22 protein-coding genes are annotated in these 21,625 nt (G+C 71.1%); 13 read left to right on the top strand and 9 right to left on the bottom strand.

Translation table 11 applies throughout. From position 1 onward, the window contains the following. Positions 1–38: 38 nt before the first annotated feature. Positions 39–296, top strand: a complete 258-nt coding sequence (locus ACIBCU_RS12165) for a WhiB family transcriptional regulator (RefSeq protein WP_362937274.1) — start codon at positions 39–41, stop codon at positions 294–296. A 24-nt stretch (positions 297–320) separates the two neighbouring features. Here the strand turns inward: ACIBCU_RS12165 and ACIBCU_RS12160 are convergent, their stop codons facing one another. From ACIBCU_RS12160 to ACIBCU_RS12145, 4 genes are all read right to left on the bottom strand, one after another. Continuing rightward, positions 321–1,205: a chitosanase gene (locus ACIBCU_RS12160; protein WP_362937277.1), complete on the bottom strand. Its 885-nt coding sequence runs from the start codon at positions 1,203–1,205 to the stop codon at positions 321–323. Positions 1,206–1,376: 171 nt separating this feature from the next. Continuing rightward, entirely contained in the window at positions 1,377–2,354 is a 978-nt protein-coding gene (locus ACIBCU_RS12155; RefSeq protein WP_362937280.1) for an acyl-ACP desaturase, read from the bottom strand. 155 nt (positions 2,355–2,509) lie between these two features. Next, complete coding sequence (locus ACIBCU_RS12150; RefSeq protein WP_399230980.1) at positions 2,510–4,156, bottom strand: ABC-F family ATP-binding cassette domain-containing protein; 1,647 nt, start codon at positions 4,154–4,156, stop codon at positions 2,510–2,512. 224 nt (positions 4,157–4,380) lie between these two features. Next, the gene (locus ACIBCU_RS12145) at positions 4,381–4,797 is read right to left on the bottom strand and encodes an SsgA family sporulation/cell division regulator (protein ID WP_362937286.1); all 417 of its coding nucleotides are present in this window, start codon (positions 4,795–4,797) and stop codon (positions 4,381–4,383) included. Between the two features lie 183 nt (positions 4,798–4,980). Between ACIBCU_RS12145 and ACIBCU_RS12140 the strand changes: the two genes are divergently transcribed. Beyond that, positions 4,981–6,066, top strand: coding sequence for a WD40/YVTN/BNR-like repeat-containing protein (locus ACIBCU_RS12140; RefSeq protein WP_399230978.1), 1,086 nt, complete (start codon positions 4,981–4,983; stop codon positions 6,064–6,066). A 40-nt stretch (positions 6,067–6,106) separates the two neighbouring features. Then, on the top strand, positions 6,107–6,709 hold the full coding sequence (locus tag ACIBCU_RS12135; RefSeq protein WP_362937292.1) for a sugar O-acetyltransferase: 603 nt from the start codon (positions 6,107–6,109) through the stop codon (positions 6,707–6,709). A 34-nt stretch (positions 6,710–6,743) separates the two neighbouring features. On the opposite strand, the gene ACIBCU_RS12130 is transcribed toward ACIBCU_RS12135, so the two are convergent. Further along, a complete protein-coding gene (locus ACIBCU_RS12130; RefSeq protein ID WP_362937295.1) occupies positions 6,744–7,043 on the bottom strand; it encodes a YciI family protein in 300 nt (99 codons plus the stop codon). 35 nt (positions 7,044–7,078) lie between these two features. Between ACIBCU_RS12130 and ACIBCU_RS12125 the strand changes: the two genes are divergently transcribed. Both ACIBCU_RS12125 and mmpA read left to right on the top strand, forming a co-directional pair. Further along, the gene (locus tag ACIBCU_RS12125; protein WP_399230975.1) at positions 7,079–7,756 is read left to right on the top strand and encodes an endonuclease V; all 678 of its coding nucleotides are present in this window, start codon (positions 7,079–7,081) and stop codon (positions 7,754–7,756) included. A 63-nt stretch (positions 7,757–7,819) separates the two neighbouring features. Continuing rightward, entirely contained in the window at positions 7,820–7,987 is a 168-nt protein-coding gene (mmpA, locus tag ACIBCU_RS12120) for a morphogenic membrane protein MmpA (protein WP_399231663.1), read from the top strand. A gap of 25 nt (positions 7,988–8,012) precedes the next feature. Here the strand turns inward: mmpA and ACIBCU_RS12115 are convergent, their stop codons facing one another. Next, positions 8,013–9,203 (bottom strand): saccharopine dehydrogenase family protein, encoded by a 1,191-nt coding sequence (locus ACIBCU_RS12115; protein ID WP_399230973.1) that lies wholly within the window; start codon positions 9,201–9,203, stop codon positions 8,013–8,015. Positions 9,204–9,410: 207 nt separating this feature from the next. On the opposite strand from ACIBCU_RS12115, the gene ACIBCU_RS12110 reads away from it, so the two are divergent. From ACIBCU_RS12110 to ACIBCU_RS12090, 5 genes are read left to right on the top strand one after another with little or no spacing between them, the layout of a single operon-like run. Further along, positions 9,411–10,562 (top strand): CaiB/BaiF CoA transferase family protein, encoded by a 1,152-nt coding sequence (locus ACIBCU_RS12110; RefSeq protein ID WP_399230971.1) that lies wholly within the window; start codon positions 9,411–9,413, stop codon positions 10,560–10,562. Beyond that, positions 10,562–11,596, top strand: a complete 1,035-nt coding sequence (locus tag ACIBCU_RS12105) for an LLM class F420-dependent oxidoreductase (RefSeq protein WP_399230969.1) — start codon at positions 10,562–10,564, stop codon at positions 11,594–11,596. The genes ACIBCU_RS12110 and ACIBCU_RS12105 overlap by 1 nt, the downstream gene beginning before the upstream one ends. A 1-nt stretch (position 11,597) precedes the next feature. Next, positions 11,598–12,740, top strand: a complete 1,143-nt coding sequence (locus ACIBCU_RS12100) for an acyl-CoA dehydrogenase family protein (RefSeq protein WP_399230966.1) — start codon at positions 11,598–11,600, stop codon at positions 12,738–12,740. Positions 12,741–12,777: 37 nt separating this feature from the next. Further along, positions 12,778–13,992 carry an acetyl-CoA C-acetyltransferase gene (locus tag ACIBCU_RS12095; RefSeq protein ID WP_356715905.1) on the top strand — a complete coding sequence of 405 codons (1,215 nt, stop codon included), beginning with the start codon at positions 12,778–12,780 and terminating at the stop codon, positions 13,990–13,992. Positions 13,993–14,027: 35 nt separating this feature from the next. Continuing rightward, positions 14,028–16,199: a 3-hydroxyacyl-CoA dehydrogenase NAD-binding domain-containing protein gene (locus ACIBCU_RS12090; RefSeq protein ID WP_362937311.1), complete on the top strand. Its 2,172-nt coding sequence runs from the start codon at positions 14,028–14,030 to the stop codon at positions 16,197–16,199. Between the two features lie 21 nt (positions 16,200–16,220). Here ACIBCU_RS12090 and ACIBCU_RS12085 read toward each other — a convergent pair whose 3' ends face one another. Beyond that, positions 16,221–16,961, bottom strand: a complete 741-nt coding sequence (locus tag ACIBCU_RS12085) for a MerR family transcriptional regulator (protein ID WP_362937314.1) — start codon at positions 16,959–16,961, stop codon at positions 16,221–16,223. Positions 16,962–17,126: 165 nt separating this feature from the next. On the opposite strand from ACIBCU_RS12085, the gene ACIBCU_RS12080 reads away from it, so the two are divergent. Together ACIBCU_RS12080 and ACIBCU_RS12075 are read left to right on the top strand one after the other, a co-directional pair. After that, positions 17,127–18,962, top strand: a complete 1,836-nt coding sequence (locus ACIBCU_RS12080; protein ID WP_399230963.1) for an AMP-dependent synthetase/ligase — start codon at positions 17,127–17,129, stop codon at positions 18,960–18,962. 40 nt (positions 18,963–19,002) lie between these two features. Continuing rightward, positions 19,003–19,479, top strand: a complete 477-nt coding sequence (locus ACIBCU_RS12075; protein ID WP_399230961.1) for a macro domain-containing protein — start codon at positions 19,003–19,005, stop codon at positions 19,477–19,479. Between the two features lie 19 nt (positions 19,480–19,498). Here ACIBCU_RS12075 and ACIBCU_RS12070 read toward each other — a convergent pair whose 3' ends face one another. Then, the gene (locus ACIBCU_RS12070) at positions 19,499–20,662 is read right to left on the bottom strand and encodes an acyl-CoA dehydrogenase family protein (protein ID WP_362937323.1); all 1,164 of its coding nucleotides are present in this window, start codon (positions 20,660–20,662) and stop codon (positions 19,499–19,501) included. Between the two features lie 94 nt (positions 20,663–20,756). On the opposite strand from ACIBCU_RS12070, the gene ACIBCU_RS12065 reads away from it, so the two are divergent. Next, complete coding sequence (locus ACIBCU_RS12065) at positions 20,757–21,389, top strand: TetR/AcrR family transcriptional regulator (RefSeq protein WP_362937326.1); 633 nt, start codon at positions 20,757–20,759, stop codon at positions 21,387–21,389. Here the strand turns inward: ACIBCU_RS12065 and ACIBCU_RS12060 are convergent. Continuing rightward, positions 21,298–21,612: an aldehyde dehydrogenase family protein gene (locus ACIBCU_RS12060; RefSeq protein ID WP_399231661.1), complete on the bottom strand. Its 315-nt coding sequence runs from the start codon at positions 21,610–21,612 to the stop codon at positions 21,298–21,300. The genes ACIBCU_RS12065 and ACIBCU_RS12060 overlap by 92 nt on opposite strands. Positions 21,613–21,625: the final 13 nt, after the last annotated feature.

Here is a 21,625-nt window from a genome sequence, read left to right as displayed (position 1 = left end):
TGATCACTTGTTTATCGCGACCGGGCACCGTGTGGCGCATGCCGATCAACACCATGACCGACTCCGACGAGCTCGCCTGGCAGGAGACCGCGCTCTGCGCGCAGGCCGGGCCCGAGTTCTTCTTCCCGGCGCCGGGCAGCTCCACCCGCGAGGCCAAGCAGCTGTGCAACGCCTGCGAGGGCCGGGTGGCCTGCCTGGAGTACGCACTCGCCCACGACGAGCGCTTCGGCGTCTGGGGAGGGCTCTCCGAGAAGGAGCGGGACCGGCTGCGCAGAGGCCGGTCCGAGCGCGGCTGAACCGGGGGTGAGAGGCAGTTCCCCTCACGGGATCCGGAAGGTCTCGCCGTACACCTGCCACACCAGCGGCTTCTCCAGTCCGAGATTTCCCTCGCGGAGGAAGAGCCGCTGCGCTGTGTCGATCCGGGTCGTGTCGCGCTGCGCCTTCCGGGCCTTGATCGCCGACCGGCTCTCGTCGAGGAAGGCGTTCAGGTACGCAGTCTCGTCGCCGCCCTCCGCGGCCGTGTCCGCCGAGGCCATCGCCGCGTCGCGGATGCCGTAGAAGCCGTCCGCCTCGACACCGGGCCCGTGCAGGACCATCGCGTCGTAGTAGATGAACTGCCCCAGGGTGCCGAGGCCGTCCATCTTCGCCAGACGGACCGCCGGCTCGAAGTACAGCCTGTCGCGCGTCGCGTCCTGGGTCTTCCGGAACGCCGGGTCCTCCGCGGCCTTGCGCCAGGCGTCGGTGAAGCCCGGATCCAGGCCCTCGTGCGAATCGGTGCCGTCCACCGCGCGCAGGGCGGGGAGGTACGCGGCCAGCGGGTTGTCCGGATGCTCCTCGGTGTACGCCTCGACCAGTTGCAGCATGTCGTTGGTGCCGGAGCAGAAACCGATGATGCCGGCGGTGTATCCGGTGCCGTCGCCGACGTCCTCGATCGCCCCGTACTGGCTGCGCCAGTCCAGGGTGGACGCCTCCGCGCTGGCGACCAGCCGGGACGCGGTCTCCTTCATCGCCGGGGCGGCGAGGCCGGGCGGCAGGGCGTCGATCTCGTCGGCGTGCTCGTCGGCCTGCTCGGCCGCTGCCGGCGCCGCCGTGCCGGTCTTGTCGGGCGCCTGCCGGGCGACGGTGGGCGGCTCCGAGTCGCCACCGCTGAACAGGATCGAAGCGACTACGGCGATCGGTGCGCCGAAAAGGACAAGACGCGTCACTGGTTTCACCCGGGACAGAGTACGTTCCGTGAAGCTGTGGGGGCAGCCTGGATGTGCTGTGGGGGCAGTGTGAACGCACATCGGCGGCGCACGCGTCACGCGTGCGCCGCCGATGTCCGGCGGGGTCGGGGAGCGGATCCCGAGCCCGGCCGGGCGGATGTACCGAGCGGATCAGCCCTGTGCGGCCCGGGCGGCCACGCGCGCCTTGCGGTTCGCCAGCTTCTCGTCGAACTTCGCGGCCTCGCTGTCCAGACCGTTCATGTACAGCCCGAGCTCCTCCTGTGCCTTGAGACCCTCCGGGCCGAGGCCGTCGATGTCGAGGACCTTCAGGTAGCGCAGGACGGGCTGGATCACGTCGTCGTGGTGGATCCGCATGTTGTAGATCTCGCCGATCGCCATCTGTGCGGCGGCCCGCTCGAAGCCCGGCATGCCGTGTCCGGGCATCCGGAAGTTGACGACGACGTCGCGTACGGACTGCATCGTCAGGTCCGGGGCGAGTTCGAAGGCCGCGCCCAGCAGGTTGCGGTAGAAGACCATGTGCAGGTTCTCGTCGGTCGCGATCCGCGCCAGCATCCGGTCGCAGACGGGGTCGCCCGACTGGTGGCCCGTGTTGCGGTGCGAGACGCGGGTCGCGAGCTCCTGGAAGGCCACGTACGCCACGGAGTGCAGCATGGAGTGGCGGTTGTCGGACTCGAAGCCCTCCGCCATGTGCGCCATGCGGAACTGCTCCAGCTTGTCCGGGTCCACGGCGCGCGAGGTGAGCAGGTAGTCGCGCATCACGATGCCGTGCCTGCCCTCCTCGGCGGTCCAGCGGTGCACCCAGGTGCCCCAGGCGCCGTCGCGGCCGAAGAGGGAGGCGATCTCGTGGTGGTAGCTGGGGAGGTTGTCCTCGGTCAGCAGGTTCACGACGAGGGCGATGCGTCCGATGTCGGTCACCTTCGACTGGCCGGTCTCCCACGCCTCCCCGTCCTCGAAGAGGCCGGGGAAGTTACGGCCGTCGGAGAACGGCACGTACTCGTGGGGCATCCAGTCCTTGGCGACCTTGAGATGGCGGTTGAGTTCCTTCTCCACCACCTCTTCCAGCGCGTACAGTAGCTGGGCGTCGGTCCACGCCTTCGAGCTGCCTGTGTGGGGAGAGGTGATCGTCACGGGGGGCTCCTGGGGACGGGAGGATTACCTACGGCTTCGTAGGTTACGTGACCGTAGGTTAAGGGGGCGGTAAGGCCACGGCCAAGCCCGGTCCTTGCGGTGCGCGCTCACACGCTGTTATCCATGCAGGTCGTGGGCGCTTTTGAGGGGACAAGTCAGGCGCCCTCACCCGCGTTTCCCGGCAGCTGCCCGGGGGCGGTGTCCCGGAGCCCGTCCTCGTCCAGAAGCAGCCACCGGGTGATCCCCAGCGACTTCAGGAACGACAGGTCGTGGCTCGCCACGATCAGCGCTCCCCGGTACGCCGCCAGCGCCGACATCAGACGGTGCACGCCGGACAGATCGAGGCTGTTCGTCGGCTCGTCCAGCATCAGCAGCCGGGGCGCCGGGTCGGCCAGCAGCAGCGCCGCGAGCGTCGCCCGGAGACGTTCGCCGCCCGAGAGCGTCCCGGCGGGACGGTCCGCGCGCCCGCCCTTGAAGAGGAAGTGTGCCAGCCTCGCCCGGATGGCGTTGTCCGTGGTGCCGGGGGCGAAGCGCGCCACGTTGTCCACCAGGGACAGCGCGTCGTCGAGGACGTCGAGGCGCTGCGGCAGGAAGCCCACCGGGACCTGGGCGGCCGCCTCGCCCGACACCGGGTCCAGCTCGCCCGCGACCGTGCGCAGCAGCGTCGTCTTCCCCGCCCCGTTGCGGCCGATCAGCGCGATCCGCTCCGGACCACGGAGCTCCCACTCGCCCGGCACCCGGGCCCCGTAGGCGAGTTCGAGGTCGCGGAGCAGCAGCACGTCGCTGCCCGGATGCACCTTGGTGTGCGGCAGCTCGATCCGGATCGCCTCGTCGTCCCGTACCGCCTCGACCGCCTCGTCGAGGCGCTCCACCGCGTCCGCGAGCCGTTCGGTGTGCATGATGCGGTGCTTGCCGGCCGACTCCTGGGCGGTCTGCTTGCGCTGGCCCATCACGGCCTTCGGCTCGCGCTTGGTGTCCCACATCTTCTGCCCGTACCGCTTGCGCCGGTACAGTTTGACGTGGGCGTCGGCGAGTTCGCGCTTCTGCCGCCGTACGTCGGCCTCCGCGACCCGCACCATCCGCTCGGCCGCCTCCTGCTCCACGGCAAGCGCCTGCTCGTACGCCGACAGGCTGCCGCCGTACCAGGTGACCGCGCCGTCGCGGAGATCCGCCATCCGGTCCATCCGCTCCAGCAGTTCCCGGTCGTGACTGACCACGACCAGCACACCGGTCCAGGCGTCGACCGCGTCGTACAGTTGCCCGCGGGCGTACAGATCGAGGTTGTTGGTCGGCTCGTCCAGCAGCAGGACGGAAGGGCGTGCCAGCAGCAGGGCGGCCAGGCGCAGCAGCACGCACTCGCCGCCGGACAGCTCGCCGACGGTCCGGTCGAGACCGATGGCGGACAGGCCGAGCTGGTCGAGCACGGCCCGGGCGCGCTCCTCGACGTCCCAGTCGTCCCCGACGGCGGCGAAGTGCTCCTCGCGGGCATCTCCCGCCTCGATGGCGTGGAGTGCAGCCCGCGTCGTGGCGACGCCCAGGACCTCGTCCACCCGCAGAGCGACGTCCAGGACGAGGTCCTGGGGGAGGTAGCCGATGTCGCCGGCCGTGCCGATGTGCCCGGCCGTCGGCGTGAGTTCACCGGCGATCAGCCGCAACAGAGTGGATTTGCCGCAGCCGTTGAGACCGATCAGCCCGGTCCGGCCGGGGCCCACGGCCAGTTGGAAGTCATCGAAGACCTCGCTCCCGTCGGGCCAGGCGAACGAGAGTGAGGTGCAGTGAATATGCGTGGTGGATGCAGGCACAAGGGCCTCCCGGCTGCGTCGAGGAATCACGGAGAACGGCTCGGACACTGGGGTCACGCAGGGCACGCGTGCAGCAGGGCACGCGGCGCGGAATGCGGACACCTCAGATGTGGAGCAACGTCCTTCTCCGATCCGACGACAACAGGGACATCGACGACGCTACGAGCCGGCCCGTGGCCACGCAACCGAATTCCGGAGGCGCTTCAGGAGGGCGGGCCGTTGTCTCATGCGGAGCCGCCCAGGAGATCGCTCAGATCGCCGTCCAGGTCCATGAAGCGGTACTCGTCCCCCGCGGGGACCAGCTCCTGGGCCCGTTTCAGGAAGAGCCGCAGCTCGGACGTCCGGACATGGACCATGGCGATGCCCTCGACCGCGTGGAACTCCAGCACCGTACGGTCGTACCCGAACGGCCGGACCCGGACGTCACCGAGGCCGGCCGGTGCGTCCATGCCGGTGGCGAGCAGCTCACGCGAGAACTCCCAGGACACCTCGGTGCCTTCGAGGGTCGCGGGGCCCGGGAACGCCATGCGGACGGCGAAAGGGTCCTTGCGGTCGTAGTGCAGTGTGGCGGGCAGAGTCTCCATACGCGGCGCGGACGCGACCATACGGGCCTGCACGGACTGCTCGATAACGCTGGACAAGACCTGCTCCCTCTCGCCTCGGACGAACGGTTCCCGGCAGTGGAGTAGACGACGGAACGCCTCCATCCGTGCACCGGGGGGCGGCGTGAGCTGTGTCACCGCCCCGTCTTCCTCCGATCAACTGCCCCGTTCGGGGCGGTGCACCCTGGACGCGCGTCCACCGGTGGGTTAGCTTCCAGCGCCATGAGGGCCATGGGGAAGACGAGACGGCTGATCGCACCGCTCCTGTGCGGGGCGGCGGTGACCGCCGCACTGGCCGCACCTTCGGCGCAGGCCACTCCGGCCGGGCACCAGGACCGGAAGCCGGAATGGGCGCTCACCGCCACCGGCACGGACGCGCGCTTCCGCGGCCTCGCCGCCGTGGGCCGCGACGCCGCCTGGGTCGCGGGCTCCGGGGGCACGGTGCTGCGTACCACGGACGGGGGGCGCCACTGGCGCGATGTCTCGCCGGACGGCGCCGCCGGACTGGAGTTCCGGGACATCGAGGCCTTCGACCGGCGGCGGGCGGTGGCCCTGGCCATCGGTGAGGGCGAGGCGTCCCGCGTCTTCCGTACCGAGGACGGGGGCGCGACCTGGACCGAGTCCTTCCGTAACACCGACGCCCGCGCCTTCTACGACTGTCTGACCTTCTTCGACAGCCGTCACGGCCTCGCGATGAGCGACCCGGTGGACGGGAAGTTCCGCATCCTGTCGACCTCGGACGGCGGGCGCAACTGGCGGGTGCTGCCCGATGCCGGGATGCCCGCGGCGCAGCCCGGCGAGGCCGGATTCGCGGCGAGCGGTCAGTGCCTCGTGAGCTCGGGCCGCAAGGACGTCTGGCTCGCCACCGGCGGCGCGGCGGCCGCCCGGGTGCTGCACTCCGCCGACCGCGGCCTGACCTGGACGGACGCCGAGGCGCGGATCCCGGCGGGGGACCCCGCGCGAGGGGTGTTCGGCCTCGCCTTCCGGGACCGTACGCACGGCATCGCGGTCGGCGGCGACTACCGCGCGGAGGAGGCGTCGCCGGACGCCGCGTCCGTCACCGGGGACGGCGGCCGGAGCTGGCGGAGCGCGGCCACCCCGCCGCCCGCCTACCGTTCGGGCGTCGCCTGGCTGCCCCGCGGCCTGGGCTCGGCGCTCGCCGTGGGGCCGACGGGCACCGACGTCACCCGGGACGGCGGGCGCACCTGGCGGACCGTGGACACCGGTTCGTACGACACGGTCGACTGCACCCCGGACGGCGGCTGCTGGGCCTCGGGCGAGAAGGGCCGGGTCGCGCGGCTGCGATAGAGCCCGGCCCCGGAAAATCTGATGAAAGGACCGATTCGCTGTGAGGGATGGTCATGAGGACGAAGTTCTGGCCCGGATCGCCAAGGGGCTCGTCCACACCGAGTCGGAAGCGGCCTTCCTGGCCCCTCGGCGCCGCACGGAGCAGATCTTCGAGTACAACCTGACACCCCCGAGCCGGCCGGAGAGGCGCCGGTCACTGCTCGTCGAGATCCTCGGCTCGGTCGGTGAACGTACGGTGCTGCTGCCGCCGTTCAACGCCGCGTTCGGCAGCAACGTGCATATCGGCGACGACTTCTTCGGGAACGTCAACCTGACGTGCGTCGACGACGTGGACATCCACATCGGCGACGGCGTCATGATCGCTCCCGGCGTGACCCTGACGACGACGGGACACCCTGTGCATCCCTCACGACGTGCCGACTTCGGGCGGTTCTCCGAACCGATCGTGATCGAGGACAAGGTGTGGATCGGCAGCAACGCGGTGGTCCTGCCCGGCGTCCGTATCGGATACGGGTCCGTCATCGGTGCCGGCAGCGTCGTCAGCCGCAGCATTCCCGCGATGACCGTCGCGCTCGGCACGCCTTGCCGGGTGGTCCGCCCCATCACGGACGAGGACCTCACCACGCGCGCCGCCGGGCAGTAGGGGTGTCACCCGCCGGGCGGACACGGGAGGCAGCCTAGCCGGGCAGCTGCTGCCGGTACGGTGCGAGCGCGTCGGCGGTCTTCGTCGCGAGGAACTCCGTGATCCGGTAGGCGCACACACCGTGGACCGCGAAGGGATCGGAGGCCGCGATCCTCTCGATCTCTGCACGGTCCTCGCCCACCGACAGGATCACACCGCCGTCGCGGGGGTTCTTGCGCCCGGACGCGATGAACACCCCGGCCGCGTACTGCGTGTCCAGCCAGGCCACGTGCTCCGTCATGAGGGCGTCGACGCGCTCGACCGGTGCGGTGTAGGTCAACTCGAGTACGAACATGATCGCCAGGCTACCGGTGCCTAGACTGACCGGCCATGACGACTTTCCGGATGCCCGCCGACGAGGCCGAAGCCCGCTCCGTCCAGGACGCGTTGCGGGCGCAGGTGGTGCTGGACGAGCCGGGCCCGCCGCCCGGCACCGGCCGGGTCACCGGTGTCGACGTCGCGTACGACGACGAGCGCGACCTCGTCGTCGCTGCCGCCGTCGTCCTGGACGCGGCGACCCTGGAGGTCATCGCCCGCTCCACCGCGAACGGCACCGTGACGTTTCCGTACGTCCCCGGCCTGCTCGCCTTCCGGGAGATACCGGCCGTCCTGGCGGCGCTGGAGCGGCTGCCGGTGGACCCGGGGCTCGTCGTCTGCGACGGCTACGGGCGGGCGCACCCGCGCAGGTTCGGGCTCGCCAGCCATCTCGGAGTCCTCACCGGCCTGCCGGTCATCGGTGTGGCGAAGAACCCCTTCACCTTCCGCTACGAACAACCCGGCCCCCGGCGCGGTGACTTCACCCCGCTCATGGACGGGGACGAGGAGGTGGGCCGGGCCCTGCGCACGCAGGACGACACGAAACCCGTCTTCGTCTCCGTCGGTCACCGCACCGGCCTGGACAACGCCTGCGCCCATACGCTCGCGCTGGCACGCGACTTCCGTCAGCCGGAGACCACGCGCAGGGCGGACGCCCTCTGCCGGGCCGCCCTGAAGGAAGCGATCAGCTGATCGGGGCCCTTGCCCGGAGATCTGTTGCCGACTGAGTACAAATACGGATGTTGTTTGTCGAACATGAGGGGCAGGCTGGTACACATGATCGACCACCACGCACCTCAGATGAGCACCGGAACCGTACGTCTCTCCCAGCGCGGCGTCGCCGTGGGCATGACCCTGGGCGTCCTCGCGGGCGCCGGCTGGACCGTGTCCATGGTCGTCACACTGGCGTCCTGGATGCTCTGACCCAGGTGGGCGCGGCCCCCCGGGCTCAGCGCACCGCCGCGACCCGGAAGCGCAGCCCGGCAGCCGTCAGCCGCTCCAGCAGCGCGTCGCCCATCGCCACGGCTGTCGTGACCTGGCCCGACGTCGCCGGCAGGTCGTCGAGGGCGAGCGCCAGAGCGGCTTCGGCCAGCATCTTCGCCGTCTCGTCGTAGCCTGGGTCGCCGCCCGACACCTCCGTGCAGACCCGTCGGCCACCGCCCTCCCCGATGAAGCGGACGGTGAACCAGCTGCGCTTCCTGCGCTGTTCGCCGGGGCCGGTGCCCGGCTCGACCCGGGCGGACAGCCAGTTGCGCGCGGCGGGGATCTGGGCGGCCCCCGCCAGCAGGACCGTCGCCGCCGTGCCGCCGAGCGCCACCGGCAGGTGCTTCACCGAGGCGAAGTGCCGGTAGCGGAAGTCGGGGCCGTAGCGCTCCAGCCCTCGCGCGGACCGCTCCACCACCCGGGGGTCCAGGGTCGGCAGCGGCAGCGCCCAGGTGCCGGTCTCCGGGCTGAAGTGCGGTGCTCCCTGCGGGGCGCGGGCCCTGCGGCCGACCAGGCGCGGCTCGTGCAGGCGCCGTTCCCGCGCCGCCCGCGCCATCTGCGGGCCACGGCCCATCGCGGTGAGCGCCGAGGCGAACGTACCGCCGGAGAAGACCGCGTTGGTGCGGACATAGCCGTCGACGGTGAGCGGCACTCCCTCGGGAAGCTGCTGGACCGTGAAGTAGGCACCGAGGTCGTGCGGTACGGAGTCGAACCCGCAGGCGTGCACCAGGCGCGCCCCCGTCTCGCGGGCCCGGGCGTCGTGCTCCAGGTACATGCGGTCGACGAACTCGGCCTCTCCGGTGAGGTCGGTGTAGTCGGTCCCGGCCTCCGCGCAGGCGGCGACCAGCTTCTCGCCGTACCAGACGTACGGTCCGACCGTGGACGCCACGACATGCGTGGACCCGGCGAGTTCGCGCAGGGCGTCGGCGTCGTCCGCGTCGGCCGTCAGCAGCGGCAGGTCCGCGCAGCGCGGGTGGCGTCCGGCGAGGCGCTCGCGCAGCTGTTCCAGCTTGCCGCGGCTGCGGCCCGCCAGGGCCCAGCGGCAGCCGTCCGGCGCGTGCGCCGCGAGATATTCGGCCGTGAGCGCCCCGACGAAGCCGGTGGCCCCGAAAAGGACGACGTCATAAGGGCGTTCTGCCCCGCTCTGCCTGTTCATGAGTGCCTCCGCCTGCGCCGCCGCCGATGTAGCAGGCAGAGGGTAGCGGAGGCGTTCGTTGTGCCGTGCCGCCGGGGGAGGGCCTCGGTGCGAGAGGATCCGGCAGACGGAACTAAGCGCTTGCTCGGCCAAAAGGGTTGTGCGGAGTGCGGTCCGTTCTTAGCATCATCGATGTTACATCAGTTGTGTCACACCGCTGGGGGCTTGATGGCAACGACAGGACGCGGGCCGCAGGGCCCACTCGCCGGGGTGCGCGTCGTCGAACTGGCGGGCATCGGCCCGGGGCCGTTCGCCGCGATGCTCCTCGCAGACCTCGGCGCCGACGTGGTGCGCGTCGACCGGCCGGGAGGTGCGGTCATCGGCATCGAACCCGCCTTCGACCTCACCAACCGCAACAAGCGATCGGTCCTCGTCGATCTGAAGGCCGAGGGCGGAGCCGGGCAGGTCCTCGACCTCGTCGAGCGCGCCGACGTCCTGATCGAGGGCTACCGGCCCGGCGTCGCCGAACGCCTCGGGGTGGGCCCGGACGCCTGCCTGGAACGCAATCCGCGGCTCGTCTACGGGCGGATGACCGGCTGGGGCCAGGACGGGCCGCTGGCCGAGCGGGCAGGACACGACATCGGCTACATCGCCCTCACCGGGACCCTGTCCATGATCGGCAGATCCGGCGAGCCCCCCACGGTTCCCGCCAATCTGGTCGGCGACTACGCGGGCGGCTCGCTCTACCTCGTCGTCGGCGTGCTCGCCGCCCTCCACCACGCCCGTACGCCCGGCGGGACCGGACAGGTCGTCGACGCGGCCATCGTCGACGGGGCGGCCCATCTCGCCACGATGATCCACGGCATGCTGGCGGCCGGCAGCTGGCAGGACCGGCGCGGCTCCAACCTGCTCGACGGCGGCTGCCCCTTCTACGGCTCCTACGAGACCTCCGACGGCGGGTACATGGCGGTCGGGGCCCTGGAACCACGCTTCTACGAGGAGTTCGCCGGGCTCCTCGGACTCGGGGACGAGGCCCCCGACCGCAACGACCTCGGACGCTGGGAGGAGTTGCGCGCCCTGGTCGCCGACCGGTTCAGCACCCGCACGCGCGCCGAGTGGACCGAGATCTTCGAGGGGACGGACGCCTGTGTGGCTCCCGTCCTCTCGCTCCGTGAGGCACCCCGCCACCCCCACCTCGCCGCCCGCTCCACCTACGTGGAGCACAGCGGACTCACCCAGCCCGCCCCCGCGCCCCGCTTCTCCGCGACGCCCGTCTCCGTGCGCAGCGCACCCGCGCTGCCCGGAGCGGACACCGAGGCCGTCGCCGCGGACTGGGCCCTGCCGGGCCTGCTGACCACCGGGAAGGAAACGACCGGCTGATGGAACTCTCCCTGCCGCTGAACTACGCGGGCGACCCGCGCGCCGCCTGCGACGAGGTCGCGGAACTCGAGTCCGCCGGACTCGACGCCGTCTGGGTCGCCGAGGCGTACGGCTTCGACTCGCCCACCCTCATGGGATACCTCGCCGCCCGCACCGAACGCCTGAAGATCGGCGCGGCGATCCTCAACGTCTACTCCCGCACCCCCGCCCTCATCGCCCAGACCGGCGCCGGGCTCGACGCCGTGTCCGGCGGCCGCGCCCTGCTCGGACTCGGTGCCTCGGGCCCGCAGGTCGTGGAGGGCTGGCACGGCAAGCCGTACGACAAGCCGCTCGGCCGGACCCGCGAGACCGTCGAGCTCTGCCGCCGGATCTGGCGCCGCGAGGTCATCGACCACCACGGCATCACCGACATGCCCCTGCCGAAGGAGAAGGGCGGCAAGCTCGGCAAGCCGCTGAAGATCCTCACCCGGCCGGTGCGCGACACCATCCCGCTCTACGTCGCCTCGCTGGGCCCGGCCAACGTCCGGCTGACCGCCGAGATCGCCGACGGCTGGCTGCCCACCCTCTACATCCCGGAGAAGGCCCAGCAGGTCTGGGGCACGGCCCTGGCCGAGGGCGCGGCGAAGCGCGACCCGTCGCTCGGTCCGCTGCAGACCGTCGCGGGCGGCCTGCTGGCCATCGGCGACGACGCCGCCGCCGTCCGCGATCTCGCCCGTCCGCAGATCACGCTCTACGTCGGCGGCATGGGCGCGCGCGGCAAGAACTTCTACAACGACCTCGCCGTCGCCTACGGCTACGAGAAGGAGGCCGCCATCATCCAGGAGCTCTACCTCTCCGGGAAGAAGAAGGAGGCCGAGGCCGCCGTCCCGGAGGAGTTCTGCGAGCTCATGACGCTCTGCGGCCCCGAGGGGTACGTACGCGACCGCATCGAGGCCTTCCGCGAGGCCGGCGTCACGATGCTCAACGTCACCCCTGCCGGCCCCGAGCCGGCGCGGCTGATCTCCACCGTCAAGAACTGGCTCCAGGGGGCTTGAAGTGCAGCGGCAGATCTTCACCGAAGAGCACGACGCGTTCCGCGAGACCGTCCGCACCTTCCTCGCCAAGGAGGTCCTCCCGCACCACGAGCAGTGGGAGAAGGACGGCATCGTCTCCCGCGAGGCCTGGCTCGCGGCCGGCCGCCAGGGGCTGCTCGGCCTCGCGGTCCCCGAGGAGTACGGAGGCGGCGGCAACACCGACTTCCGCTACAGCGCCGTACTGGCCGAGGAGTTCACCCGGGCCGGGGTGTCCGGGCTGGCGCTCGGGCTGCACAACGACATCATCGGCCCCTACCTCACCGGCCTCGCCACCGAAAAGCAGAAGCGGCGCTGGCTGCCCGGCTTCTGCAGCGGCGAGACCATCACCGCCATCGCCATGACGGAACCCGGCGCGGGCTCCGACCTCCAGGGCATCCGCACGAGTGCCGAGGACAAGGGCGACCACTGGCTCCTCAACGGCTCGAAGACCTTCATCTCCAACGGCATCCTCGCCGACCTGGTGATCGTCGTGGCCAAGACCTCACCCGAGGGCGGCGCGAAGGGCCTCTCGCTGCTCGTCGTCGAGCGCGGCGCCGAGGGCTTCGAGCGAGGCCGCAACCTCGACAAGATCGGCCAGAAGTCCCAGGACACCGCCGAGCTGTTCTTCAACGACGTACGCGTCCCCAAGGAGAACCTCCTGGGCGAGCTCGACGGCGCGTTCATCCACCTCATGACCAACCTGGCCCAGGAGCGCATGGGCATAGCGGTCGCCGGGATCGCCGCCGCCGAACACCTCCTGGAGATCACCACCCGGTACGTCAAGGAGCGCGAGGCCTTCGGACGCCCCCTTTCCAAGCTCCAGCACATCCGCTTCGAGATCGCCGAGATGGCCACCGAGTGCGCCGTCACCCGGGCCTTCCTCGACCGGTGCATCGTCGACCACTCCGAGGGGACGCTCGACGCCGTCCACGCCTCGATGGCCAAGTGGTGGGCCACCGAGCTGCAGAAGCGGGTCGCCGACCGCTGCCTCCAACTCCACGGCGGCTACGGCTACATGACCGAGTACCGGGTCGCCAAGGCATTCACCGACGGCCGCATCCAGACCATCTACGGCGGCACGACCGAGATCATGAAGGAGATCATCGGCCGCTCGCTGCTCTCCTGACCTCCCCGCCCAGCACCGACCCCGAAAGGCAGCTGCCTTGAGTACCGAAGCATTCGTCTACGACGCGATCCGCACCCCGCGCGGCCGCGGCAAGGCCAACGGCGCCCTGCACGGCACCAAGCCGATCGACCTCGTCGTCGGCCTCATCCATGAGATCCGTGACCGCTTCCCCGGCCTCGACCCGGCGGCCATCGACGACATCGTCCTCGGCGTCGTCAGCCCGCTCGGGGACCAGGGCTCCGACATCGCCCGTATCGCCGCGATCGCCGCAGGACTCCCGGACTCCGTCGCCGGTGTACAGGAGAACCGCTTCTGCGCCTCCGGCCTGGAGGCCGTCAACCTGGCTGCGGCCAAGGTGCGTTCGGGCTGGGAGGACCTCGTCCTGGCGGGTGGCGTCGAATCGATGTCCCGGGTGCCCATGGGCTCCGACGGCGGTGCCTGGGCCATGGACCCGATGACCAGCTTCGAGACCGGCTTCGCCCCGCAGGGCATCGGAGCCGACCTCATCGCCACCATCGAGGGCTTCTCGCGGCGCGACGTCGACGAGTACGCCGCCCTGTCCCAGGAACGCGCCGCGATCGCCTGGAAGGAGGAGCGCTTCGCCCGCTCCGTCGTCCCGGTCAGGGACCGCAACGGGCTGCTCGTCCTCGACCACGACGAGCACATGCGCCCCGGCACCACCGCCGACTCCCTCGCCTCGCTCAAGCCGTCCTTCGCGACGATCGGTGAGATGGGCGGCTTCGACGCGGTGGCCCTCCAGAAGTACCACTGGGTCGAGAAGATCGACCACGTCCACCACGCGGGCAACTCCTCCGGGATCGTGGACGGCGCCGCCCTCGTCGCGATCGGTTCGAAGGAGACCGGCGAGCGCTACGGCCTCACCCCGCGCGCGCGGATCGTCTCCGCCGCCGTGTCCGGCTCCGAGCCGACCATCATGCTCACCGGGCCTGCCCCCGCCACCCGCAAGGCGCTGGCCAAGGCCGGGCTCACCATCGACGACATCGACCTCGTCGAGATCAACGAGGCCTTCGCCGGCGTCGTCCTGCGCTTCGCCAAGGACATGGGCCTGAGCCTCGACAAGGTCAACGTCAACGGCGGCGCCATCGCGCTCGGCCACCCGCTCGGCGCGACCGGCGCGATGATCCTCGGCACGCTCATCGACGAACTGGAGCGGCAGGACAAGCGCTACGGCCTCGCCACCCTCTGCGTCGGCGGCGGCATGGGCATCGCCACCGTCATCGAGCGTCTCTGACCGTCCCGGCCCCTCTGCTTACGGAGAAAACAGCAATGACCGAGAGCACGACCATCCGCTGGGAACAGGACGAGACCGGCGTCGTCACCCTCGTACTGGACGACCCCAACCAGTCCGCCAACACCATGAACCAGGGCTTCAAGGAGTCCATCGCGGCCGTCGCCGAGCGCGCCGAGGCCGAGAAGGACTCCATCCGGGGCATCATCTACACCTCCGCCAAGAAGACCTTCTTCGCGGGCGGCGACCTCAAGGACATGGTCAAGATCGGTCCCGAGAACGCCCAGGCGGCGTTCGACGCCGGAACCGCCATCAAGAACTCCCTGCGCCGCATCGAGACCCTCGGTAAGCCGGTCGTCGCCGCCATCAACGGCGCCGCGCTCGGCGGCGGTTACGAGATCGCGCTCGCCGCCCACCACCGCATCGCGCTGGACGCCCCCGGCTCCCGTATCGGCCTGCCCGAGGTCACCCTCGGCCTGCTGCCCGCGGGCGGCGGTGTGACCCGCACCGTACGGCTGATGGGTATCACCGACGCGCTGCTGAAGGTCCTCCTCCAGGGCACCCAGTACACCCCGCGGCGGGCGCTGGAGAACGGCCTCGTGCACGAGGTCGCCGCCACCCGTGAGGAGATGCTCGACAAGGCCCGCGCCTTCATCGACGCCCATCCGGAGTCGCAGCAGCCCTGGGACGTCAAGGGCTACCGGATCCCCGGCGGCACCCCGTCCAACCCGAAGTTCGCGGCCAACCTGCCCGCCTTCCCGGCGAACCTGAAGAAGCAGCTCGCGGGCGCGCCCATGCCCGCGCCCCGCAACATCATGGCCGCCGCCGTCGAGGGGTCACAGGTCGACTTCGAGACCGCGCAGACCATCGAGGCCCGCTACTTCACCGAGCTGGTCACCGGCCAGGTCGCCAAGAACATGATCCAGGCGTTCTTCTTCGACCTCCAGGCCGTCAACTCCGGCGCCAGCCGCCCGGCGGGCGTAGAGGAGCGCCAGGTCCGGAAGGTGGCCGTGCTCGGTGCCGGGATGATGGGCGCGGGCATCGCCTACTCCTGCGCCCGCGCAGGCATCGAGGTCGTCCTCAAGGACGTGACCGCCGAGGCGGCGGCCAAGGGCAAGGCGTACAGCGAGAAGCTCCTCGCCAAGGCGCTCTCCCGGGGCCGCACCACGGAGGCGAAGCGCGACGAACTGCTGGCCCGCATCACCCCGACCGGAGACCCGGCCGACCTCGCCGGCTGCGACGCCGTGATCGAGGCCGTCTTCGAGGACACCGCGCTCAAGCACAAGGTGTTCCAGGAGATCCAGGACATCGTCGACCCCGACGCGCTGCTCTGCTCCAACACCTCGACGCTGCCCATCACCGCGCTCGCCGAAGGGGTCACCCGCCCGGCGGACTTCATCGGGCTGCACTTCTTCTCGCCCGTCGACAAAATGCCGCTGGTCGAGATCATCAAGGGCGAGAAGACCGGCGACGAGGCCCTGGCACGCGCCTTCGACCTGGTGCGCCGGATCAAGAAGACCCCGATCGTCGTCAACGACTCACGCGGCTTCTTCACCTCACGCGTCATCGGCCACTTCATCAACGAGGGCGTCGCCATGGTCGGCGAGGGTGCCGAGCCCGCGTCGGTCGAGCAGGCGGCGGCGCAGGCCGGCTACCCGGCCAAGGTGCTCTCCCTCATGGACGAGCTGACGCTCACCCTGCCGCGCAAGATCCGCGTCGAGACCCGGCGCGCCGTCGAGGAGGCGGGCGGCACCTGGGCCACGCACCCCGCGGACGAGGTCGTCGACCGGATGGTCGACGAGTTCGGACGGCCGGGACGCAGCGGGGGAGCCGGGTTCTACGAGTACGGCGAGGACGGCAGGCGGGGCGCGCTCTGGCCGGGTCTGCGTGAGCACTTCACGAAGCCCGGCACCGACATCCCCTTCGAGGACATGAAGGAGCGGATGCTCTTCTCCGAGGCGCTGGACAGCGTCCGCTGCCTGGAGGAGAACGTCCTGACGACCGTCGCCGACGCCAACATCGGCTCCATCATGGGCATCGGCTTCCCCGCCTGGACCGGCGGCGTGCTCCAGTACATCAACGGCTACGAGGGCGGCCTGCCCGGCTTCGTGGCGCGTGCCCGGCAGCTGGCCGAGCGCTACGGGGACCGCTTCCTGCCGCCCGCGTACCTGGTGGAGAAGGCGGAGAAGGGCGAGACCTTCCACGACTGACGGCTGCCCCACGGGCCGCGTTCACTTCTCCTCGCTCGCGGTGAACGCGGCCCGCAGTTCCTCCTTCAGCGACCGCTGGAACGCTGTCAGCAGGGCCTGGAGCACCATCGGCTGCATATTGGCCGAGAGCGACTTCATCGCCTTCACGTGCTCCGGGTCCGACTCCCGCTCCCGGTACGGGTTCCACACCTCGTCCCGGAACAGCCGTGTCAGTTCATGGGCGGCCGACCGGGTGTGCTCCAGCAGGACCGTCCGTGCCGCCAGGATCGTCTCGTGGGCGATCGGTACGTCCAGGAGCTCCACCCCGAGCCGCAGCAGACCGGGGTCCACCTGGAAGGGCGCCTCGGGCTTCCCGGGGCGCTCCAGTACGCCCATGGCCCCCAGCCGGTCCACGTCCTGCTCGCTGAGCGGGCGGCCCGCCCGGCGCTCCAGCTCCGCGCGCTCCATGTCCTCGGCCGCGTCCGGGGCCCACGACGCCACCAGGGCGCGGTGGATGGCCAGGTCCTGCGCGCTCAGGTCGGGCGGCAACTGCTGGAGATAGCGCTCGATCGCGGCCAGCGTCATGCCCTGGTGCTGGAGCTCCTCGATGAGGGCCAGCCGGGAGAGGTGGTCGTGCCCGTAGTGCCCGACGCGCCGGGGCCCGATCACCGGAGGGGGCAGCAGACCTCTGGTGCTGTAGAAGCGCACGGTGCGCACGGTGACTCCCGCGCGCGCCGCCAGTTCGTCGACGGTCAGCGTCGGCTCGTCGGTCCCGGTTGCCATGGCTGCTCCTTGTCGCGGGCAGGCCCGTCCTGCAGGGCCTGGCTCGATCAGGTGCAACAGTATTGCTGTCTCACCGGTGGTGTGAAAGTCTCCGGCACCATCGAAGCGCGTCATTCCCTCCGGTACGGGCCCGTGCGGCCCGGCCGACGGCGACAGGAGACGGCCGTGACCACGATCCTGCGAGTTCCCACCGAGACCGACCGGCTCACCCTGCCGGCCCTGCTGGCGCGCAACGCCGAGGACCACGGGGACCTGCCCGCCCTCTCCTGGCGGAGCCCGGAGAGCGGCGACGGATGGACCACCCTGACCTGGCGGGAGGTGCGCCGCGAGACCGCGGTGCTCGCCGCCGGATACGCCGCCCAGGGCGTCCGGCGCGGCGAGCAGGTCCTGATGATGATGGGCAACCGCCCCGAACACTGGCTCAGCGACCTGGCCCTCACGCACCTCGGCGCGGTACCGGTCACCGTGTACGGCACGGCCGCCCCCGAGCAGATCGCCCACATCGCAAGGCACAGCGGTGCCCGGCTGGCGGTCGTCGAGGGGGCACGGGAGCGCGCACGCTGGGAGCCCCTTCTCGCGGACGGTACCGTCCCCCTGGAGGTGCTCCTCACCGTGGAGCCGGAGGGCGCCGGTGGCCGGACGTACGCCTCCCTGTACGCGACCGGGCAACAGGCCTACGACGAGGAGTGGTTCGAGGCGACCTGGCGGGCCTCGGGCGCCGACGACCCCCTCACGGTCGTCTACACCTCGGGCACCACCGGCGACCCGAAGGCCGTGCCCATCACCCACCGCAGCGTGGTCGTCAACGCGCTGGCCCTGGACCGGGTGGTGGAACTCCCCGACCATGTCGCGCACATCTGCTACCTCCCCTTCGCCCACATCGCCGAGCGGATGCTGGGCATCTACCTGCCGGTCTTCCGGGCCTCGCACGTCCATCTCTGCGCCGACACCGCGGCCGTCGCGGCCACCGCGCGCGCCCTGCACCCCGCCCAGTTCTTCGGCGTGCCCCGGGTGTGGGAGAAACTCGCCGCGTCCGTCAGGGCCGCGCTCGCCACCCTGTCCGAGGAGCAGAGGGCCGCGATCGAGGCGGCCGGGGACACCGCCCGCGAGCACGTGGCCTTCCGCGAGCGGGGCGAACAGCCGCCCGCGGAGCTGGAGACCGCCTACCGCCGCGCCAAGGAGACGGTCCTCGACCCGGTGCTCTCCCTCGCCGGCTTCGAGCGACTGGTGTGGACGGCCAGCGCCTCCGCGCCCATGCCGCTGGACGTGGTGCGCTTCTGGGCAGGCTTCGGCATCGTCGTCATGGACGCCTGGGGACTCACGGAGACGGTCGGCGTGTTCACCACCAACAGCGCCGCCGGGTTCCGCCTCGGCTCGGTCGGCAGGCCGCTGGACGGGCTGGAGCTGAGGATCGCCGAGGACGGCGAGATCCTGGTCCGGGGCGAGACGGTGTTCGCCGGGTACCTGCGCGCCGACGGGACCGTGGACCGGGCGCTCGACGCGGACGGGTGGTTCCCGACCGGGGACATCGGCCGGATCGACGACGACGGGTACCTGTGGCTCACCGACCGCAAGAAGGAAATGATCATCACCTCGACCGGGAAGAACGTCTCCCCGGCGCTGGTGGAGAACGCCCTCAAGGAACACCCGCTGATCGGCCAGGCGTTCGTGCACGGCGACGGGCACTCCTACCTGGTGGCGCTCCTCGTCCTGGACGCGGAGATGGCACCCGCCTGGGCTGTGGCCCGGGGCATCGCGGCCGGCGAGGACATGGCGGAGCTCGCCGCCCACCCCGAGGTGCGCGAGGAGGTGGACCGCGCCGTCCAGGCCGCCAACGCCCGGCTGAACCGCACCGAGCAGGTCAAACGCCACCGGCTGCTGGCCAGGGAATGGGGCCCCGACACCGGCGAGCTGACCCCCTCGCTGAAGCTGCGCCGCCGCGTCGTCCGCGAGCAGTACGGAAAGGAGCTGGAGGCCCTCTACGAGGAGAGCGGTACCTGACCCGGGGCCGGTTGTCGGTGGGGGGACGTACGGTGAGGACATGTCGGGGATCACCTACGTACAGGGCGACGCCACCAGCCCCCGGGGCAAGGGCGTCAAGCTGATCGTGCACTGCTGCAACGACCTGGGCGGCTGGGGGAAGGGCTTCGTCCTGGCCCTCTCCCGCCGCTGGCCCGAGCCGGAGGCCGCGTACCGCCGCTGGCACCGGGAGCGCGCGGGCAACGACTTCGGCCCGGGCGCCGTGCAGTTCGTCCAGGCCGGCCCGTACACCTGGGTGGCGAATCTGGTCGGGCAGCGGGGGATACGCACCGGCAGCAAGGGCGTGCCGGTGCGTTACGAGGCGATCGACGCAGGGCCGGACAAGGTGGCCGCCAAGGCGGCCGAGCTGGGCGCGTCGGTCCACATGCCGAGGATCGGCTGCGGGCTGGCGGGCGGCACCTGGCCCCGGGTCGAGCCGCTCCTCACCGACCGGCTGGTGAGCCGCGGTGTCGAGGTGACGGTGTACGACTTCGGCTGAGTGCCGCCCGCGTGGTGCCCTACAGGCCGTAGCTCTTGCCGATGATGTCGCGCTGGATCTCGCTCGTGCCGCCGTAGACGGTCGACACGACCGCCGCCCGCAGATGCCGCTCCATGTCGTACTCCGTCGCGTAGCCGTAGCCACCCATCATCTGCATGCCCTCCAGAGCAGCGTGCCGCGCCGTCTCGGTGGCCTTGAGCTTCGCCATCGAGGCCTCGCGGGGGAAGAGCCGCTCCGGCTCGGCGTCGCAGGCCGCCGCCACGTCGAAGACCAGCAGCCGGGCACACTCGATCTCCGTCGCCAGGTCCGCCAGCCGGTGCCGCAGCGCCTGGAAGGAGCCGACCGGGCGGCCGAACTGCTCGCGTCCCCGCACGTACGCGACGGTGTCCTCCAGGACCCGCTCCGCCAGGCCCAGCATGTTCGCCGCCAGGAAGAGACGCTCCGCGTCGAGACCGGCCATCAGCTGGCTCCAGGCGCGGTCGGCCGTGCCCACCACCGCGTCGGCCGGCAGCGAGACATCGGTGAGGAAGACGTCGTTGACCTCGCGGCCCCCCATCGTCTCGATGGGCCGGATCTCGATCCCGGGCGTCCCGGCCGGGACATGGAACATGCTCAGCCCCTCGTGCTTCGCGCCGCTCGCGTCGGTCCGGGCGACCAGCAGGATGTGCTCGGCCAGATGTGCGTTGGAGATCCAGGTCTTGTGACCGTTCACCAGCCAGCGCCCGTCCGGCGTCCGTTCGGCCTTGCACCGCAGCGCCGCCACGTCGGAGCCGGCCTCCGGCTCGGACATGGCGACGGACAGAACCTGGCCGTCCACCGCCCCACCGATCGCCGCCTTGCACTGGGCCTCGCTGCCGAAGCGCTCGTACGCCTTCGCCGTGATCACCGAGGTGATGAACCCGCCCGCCGGTACCAGGCCGCGTGCCGTCTCCCGGAGGAAGAGGCAGGCATCCGTCATCCCGCCGCCCGAGCCCCCGTAGGCCTCGGGCAGGCACACGCCGAGCCAGCCGAGCTCCGCCAGCCGGGCGTAGAGCGACGGCGCGTGCGGGCCGCCCGCCTCCGCCGCCAGCGCGTCGCGCTGCTCACGCGTGCCGCACTCGCGCCGGGCGAAGTCGCGCAGGGCGCCGACGAAGGCCCGCTGCTCGGCGGAGAGCGAGCGGGGGAGGGCGTGGTCGGTGGACATGGAGGCCTCCATAGGGGAGTTACAAAGAAGCGGACCAGGTAACTTTGTTGCGTTGTCGATATGGTTGAGTGGTCACGACGGACGGGGAGGGCTCATGGCGGCACCGGGTGACAACGAGACACTGCTGGCCGAGGCGCTCGGCGAGACCCCACCGTCCGACGCGCTGAGCGAACAGATCCTGGACGCCGCGCGCGAGCAGTTCATGACCTTCGGGCTGCGCCGCTCGACCGTCGACGACGTGGCCAAGCGGGCCAAGGTCTCGCGGGTCACCGTGTACCGCCGGATCGGCAACAAGGACAGCCTGGTCTCCGCCTGCCTGCTGCGGGAGTACCGCAGATTCGTCCTGGACGTGGACAAGGCGGTGGCCGCACTGCCCACCATGGAGGAGCGGCTCGTCGCCGGCTTCGTCGCCGTCCTCAAGCACATCCGTGAACACCCGCTGGTGGGCGGGCTGCTGCGGCTGGAGCCGGAGATCATGCTCCCCTTCCTCACGCTGGAGAGCGGGCCCGCCTTCCTCGCGATGCGCGGATATCTCGCCGACCGGCTCCGCCACGCCCAGCGCGCGGAAGGGCGGCCGGAGACGGACACGACACCGGTCGCCGAACTGATGGTGCGGATCACCGTCTCCTTCCTCCTCAATCCCGTGAGCTGCTTCGAGCTGGACGACGACGAGCAGGTGCGCACGTTCGCCAGGCGCTACCTGGTGCCGCTGCTCGGCGCCGGGTGAACGCCCTGCCGTAGGCGTCACCCGGCACCAGCGCCCGTGCGTCGTGCACCGGTTTGCGGGTCTCCGCCGCGATCACCTCGGTGAACTCGTCCGCATGGTCCGCCCGTTCACGCTTCCAGAGCAGGAGCGACGCGCGCCGTTCCGGCGCCCCGAGCGCTGCCCAGCCGCGGCCGGCACTCCTGGCCTGCGCCACCGCGGCGCGGATGTCGTCGATGCCGTGCACCGCAGGGTCTGTT

It is taken from the genome of Streptomyces sp. NPDC051064, from assembly GCF_044455985.1.
In the GTDB taxonomy this organism is placed as follows: Bacteria; Actinomycetota; Actinomycetes; order Streptomycetales; family Streptomycetaceae; genus Streptomyces.
Note: the sequence above shows the minus strand (reverse complement) of the source record. Positions and strands in the feature narration are given on the sequence as shown.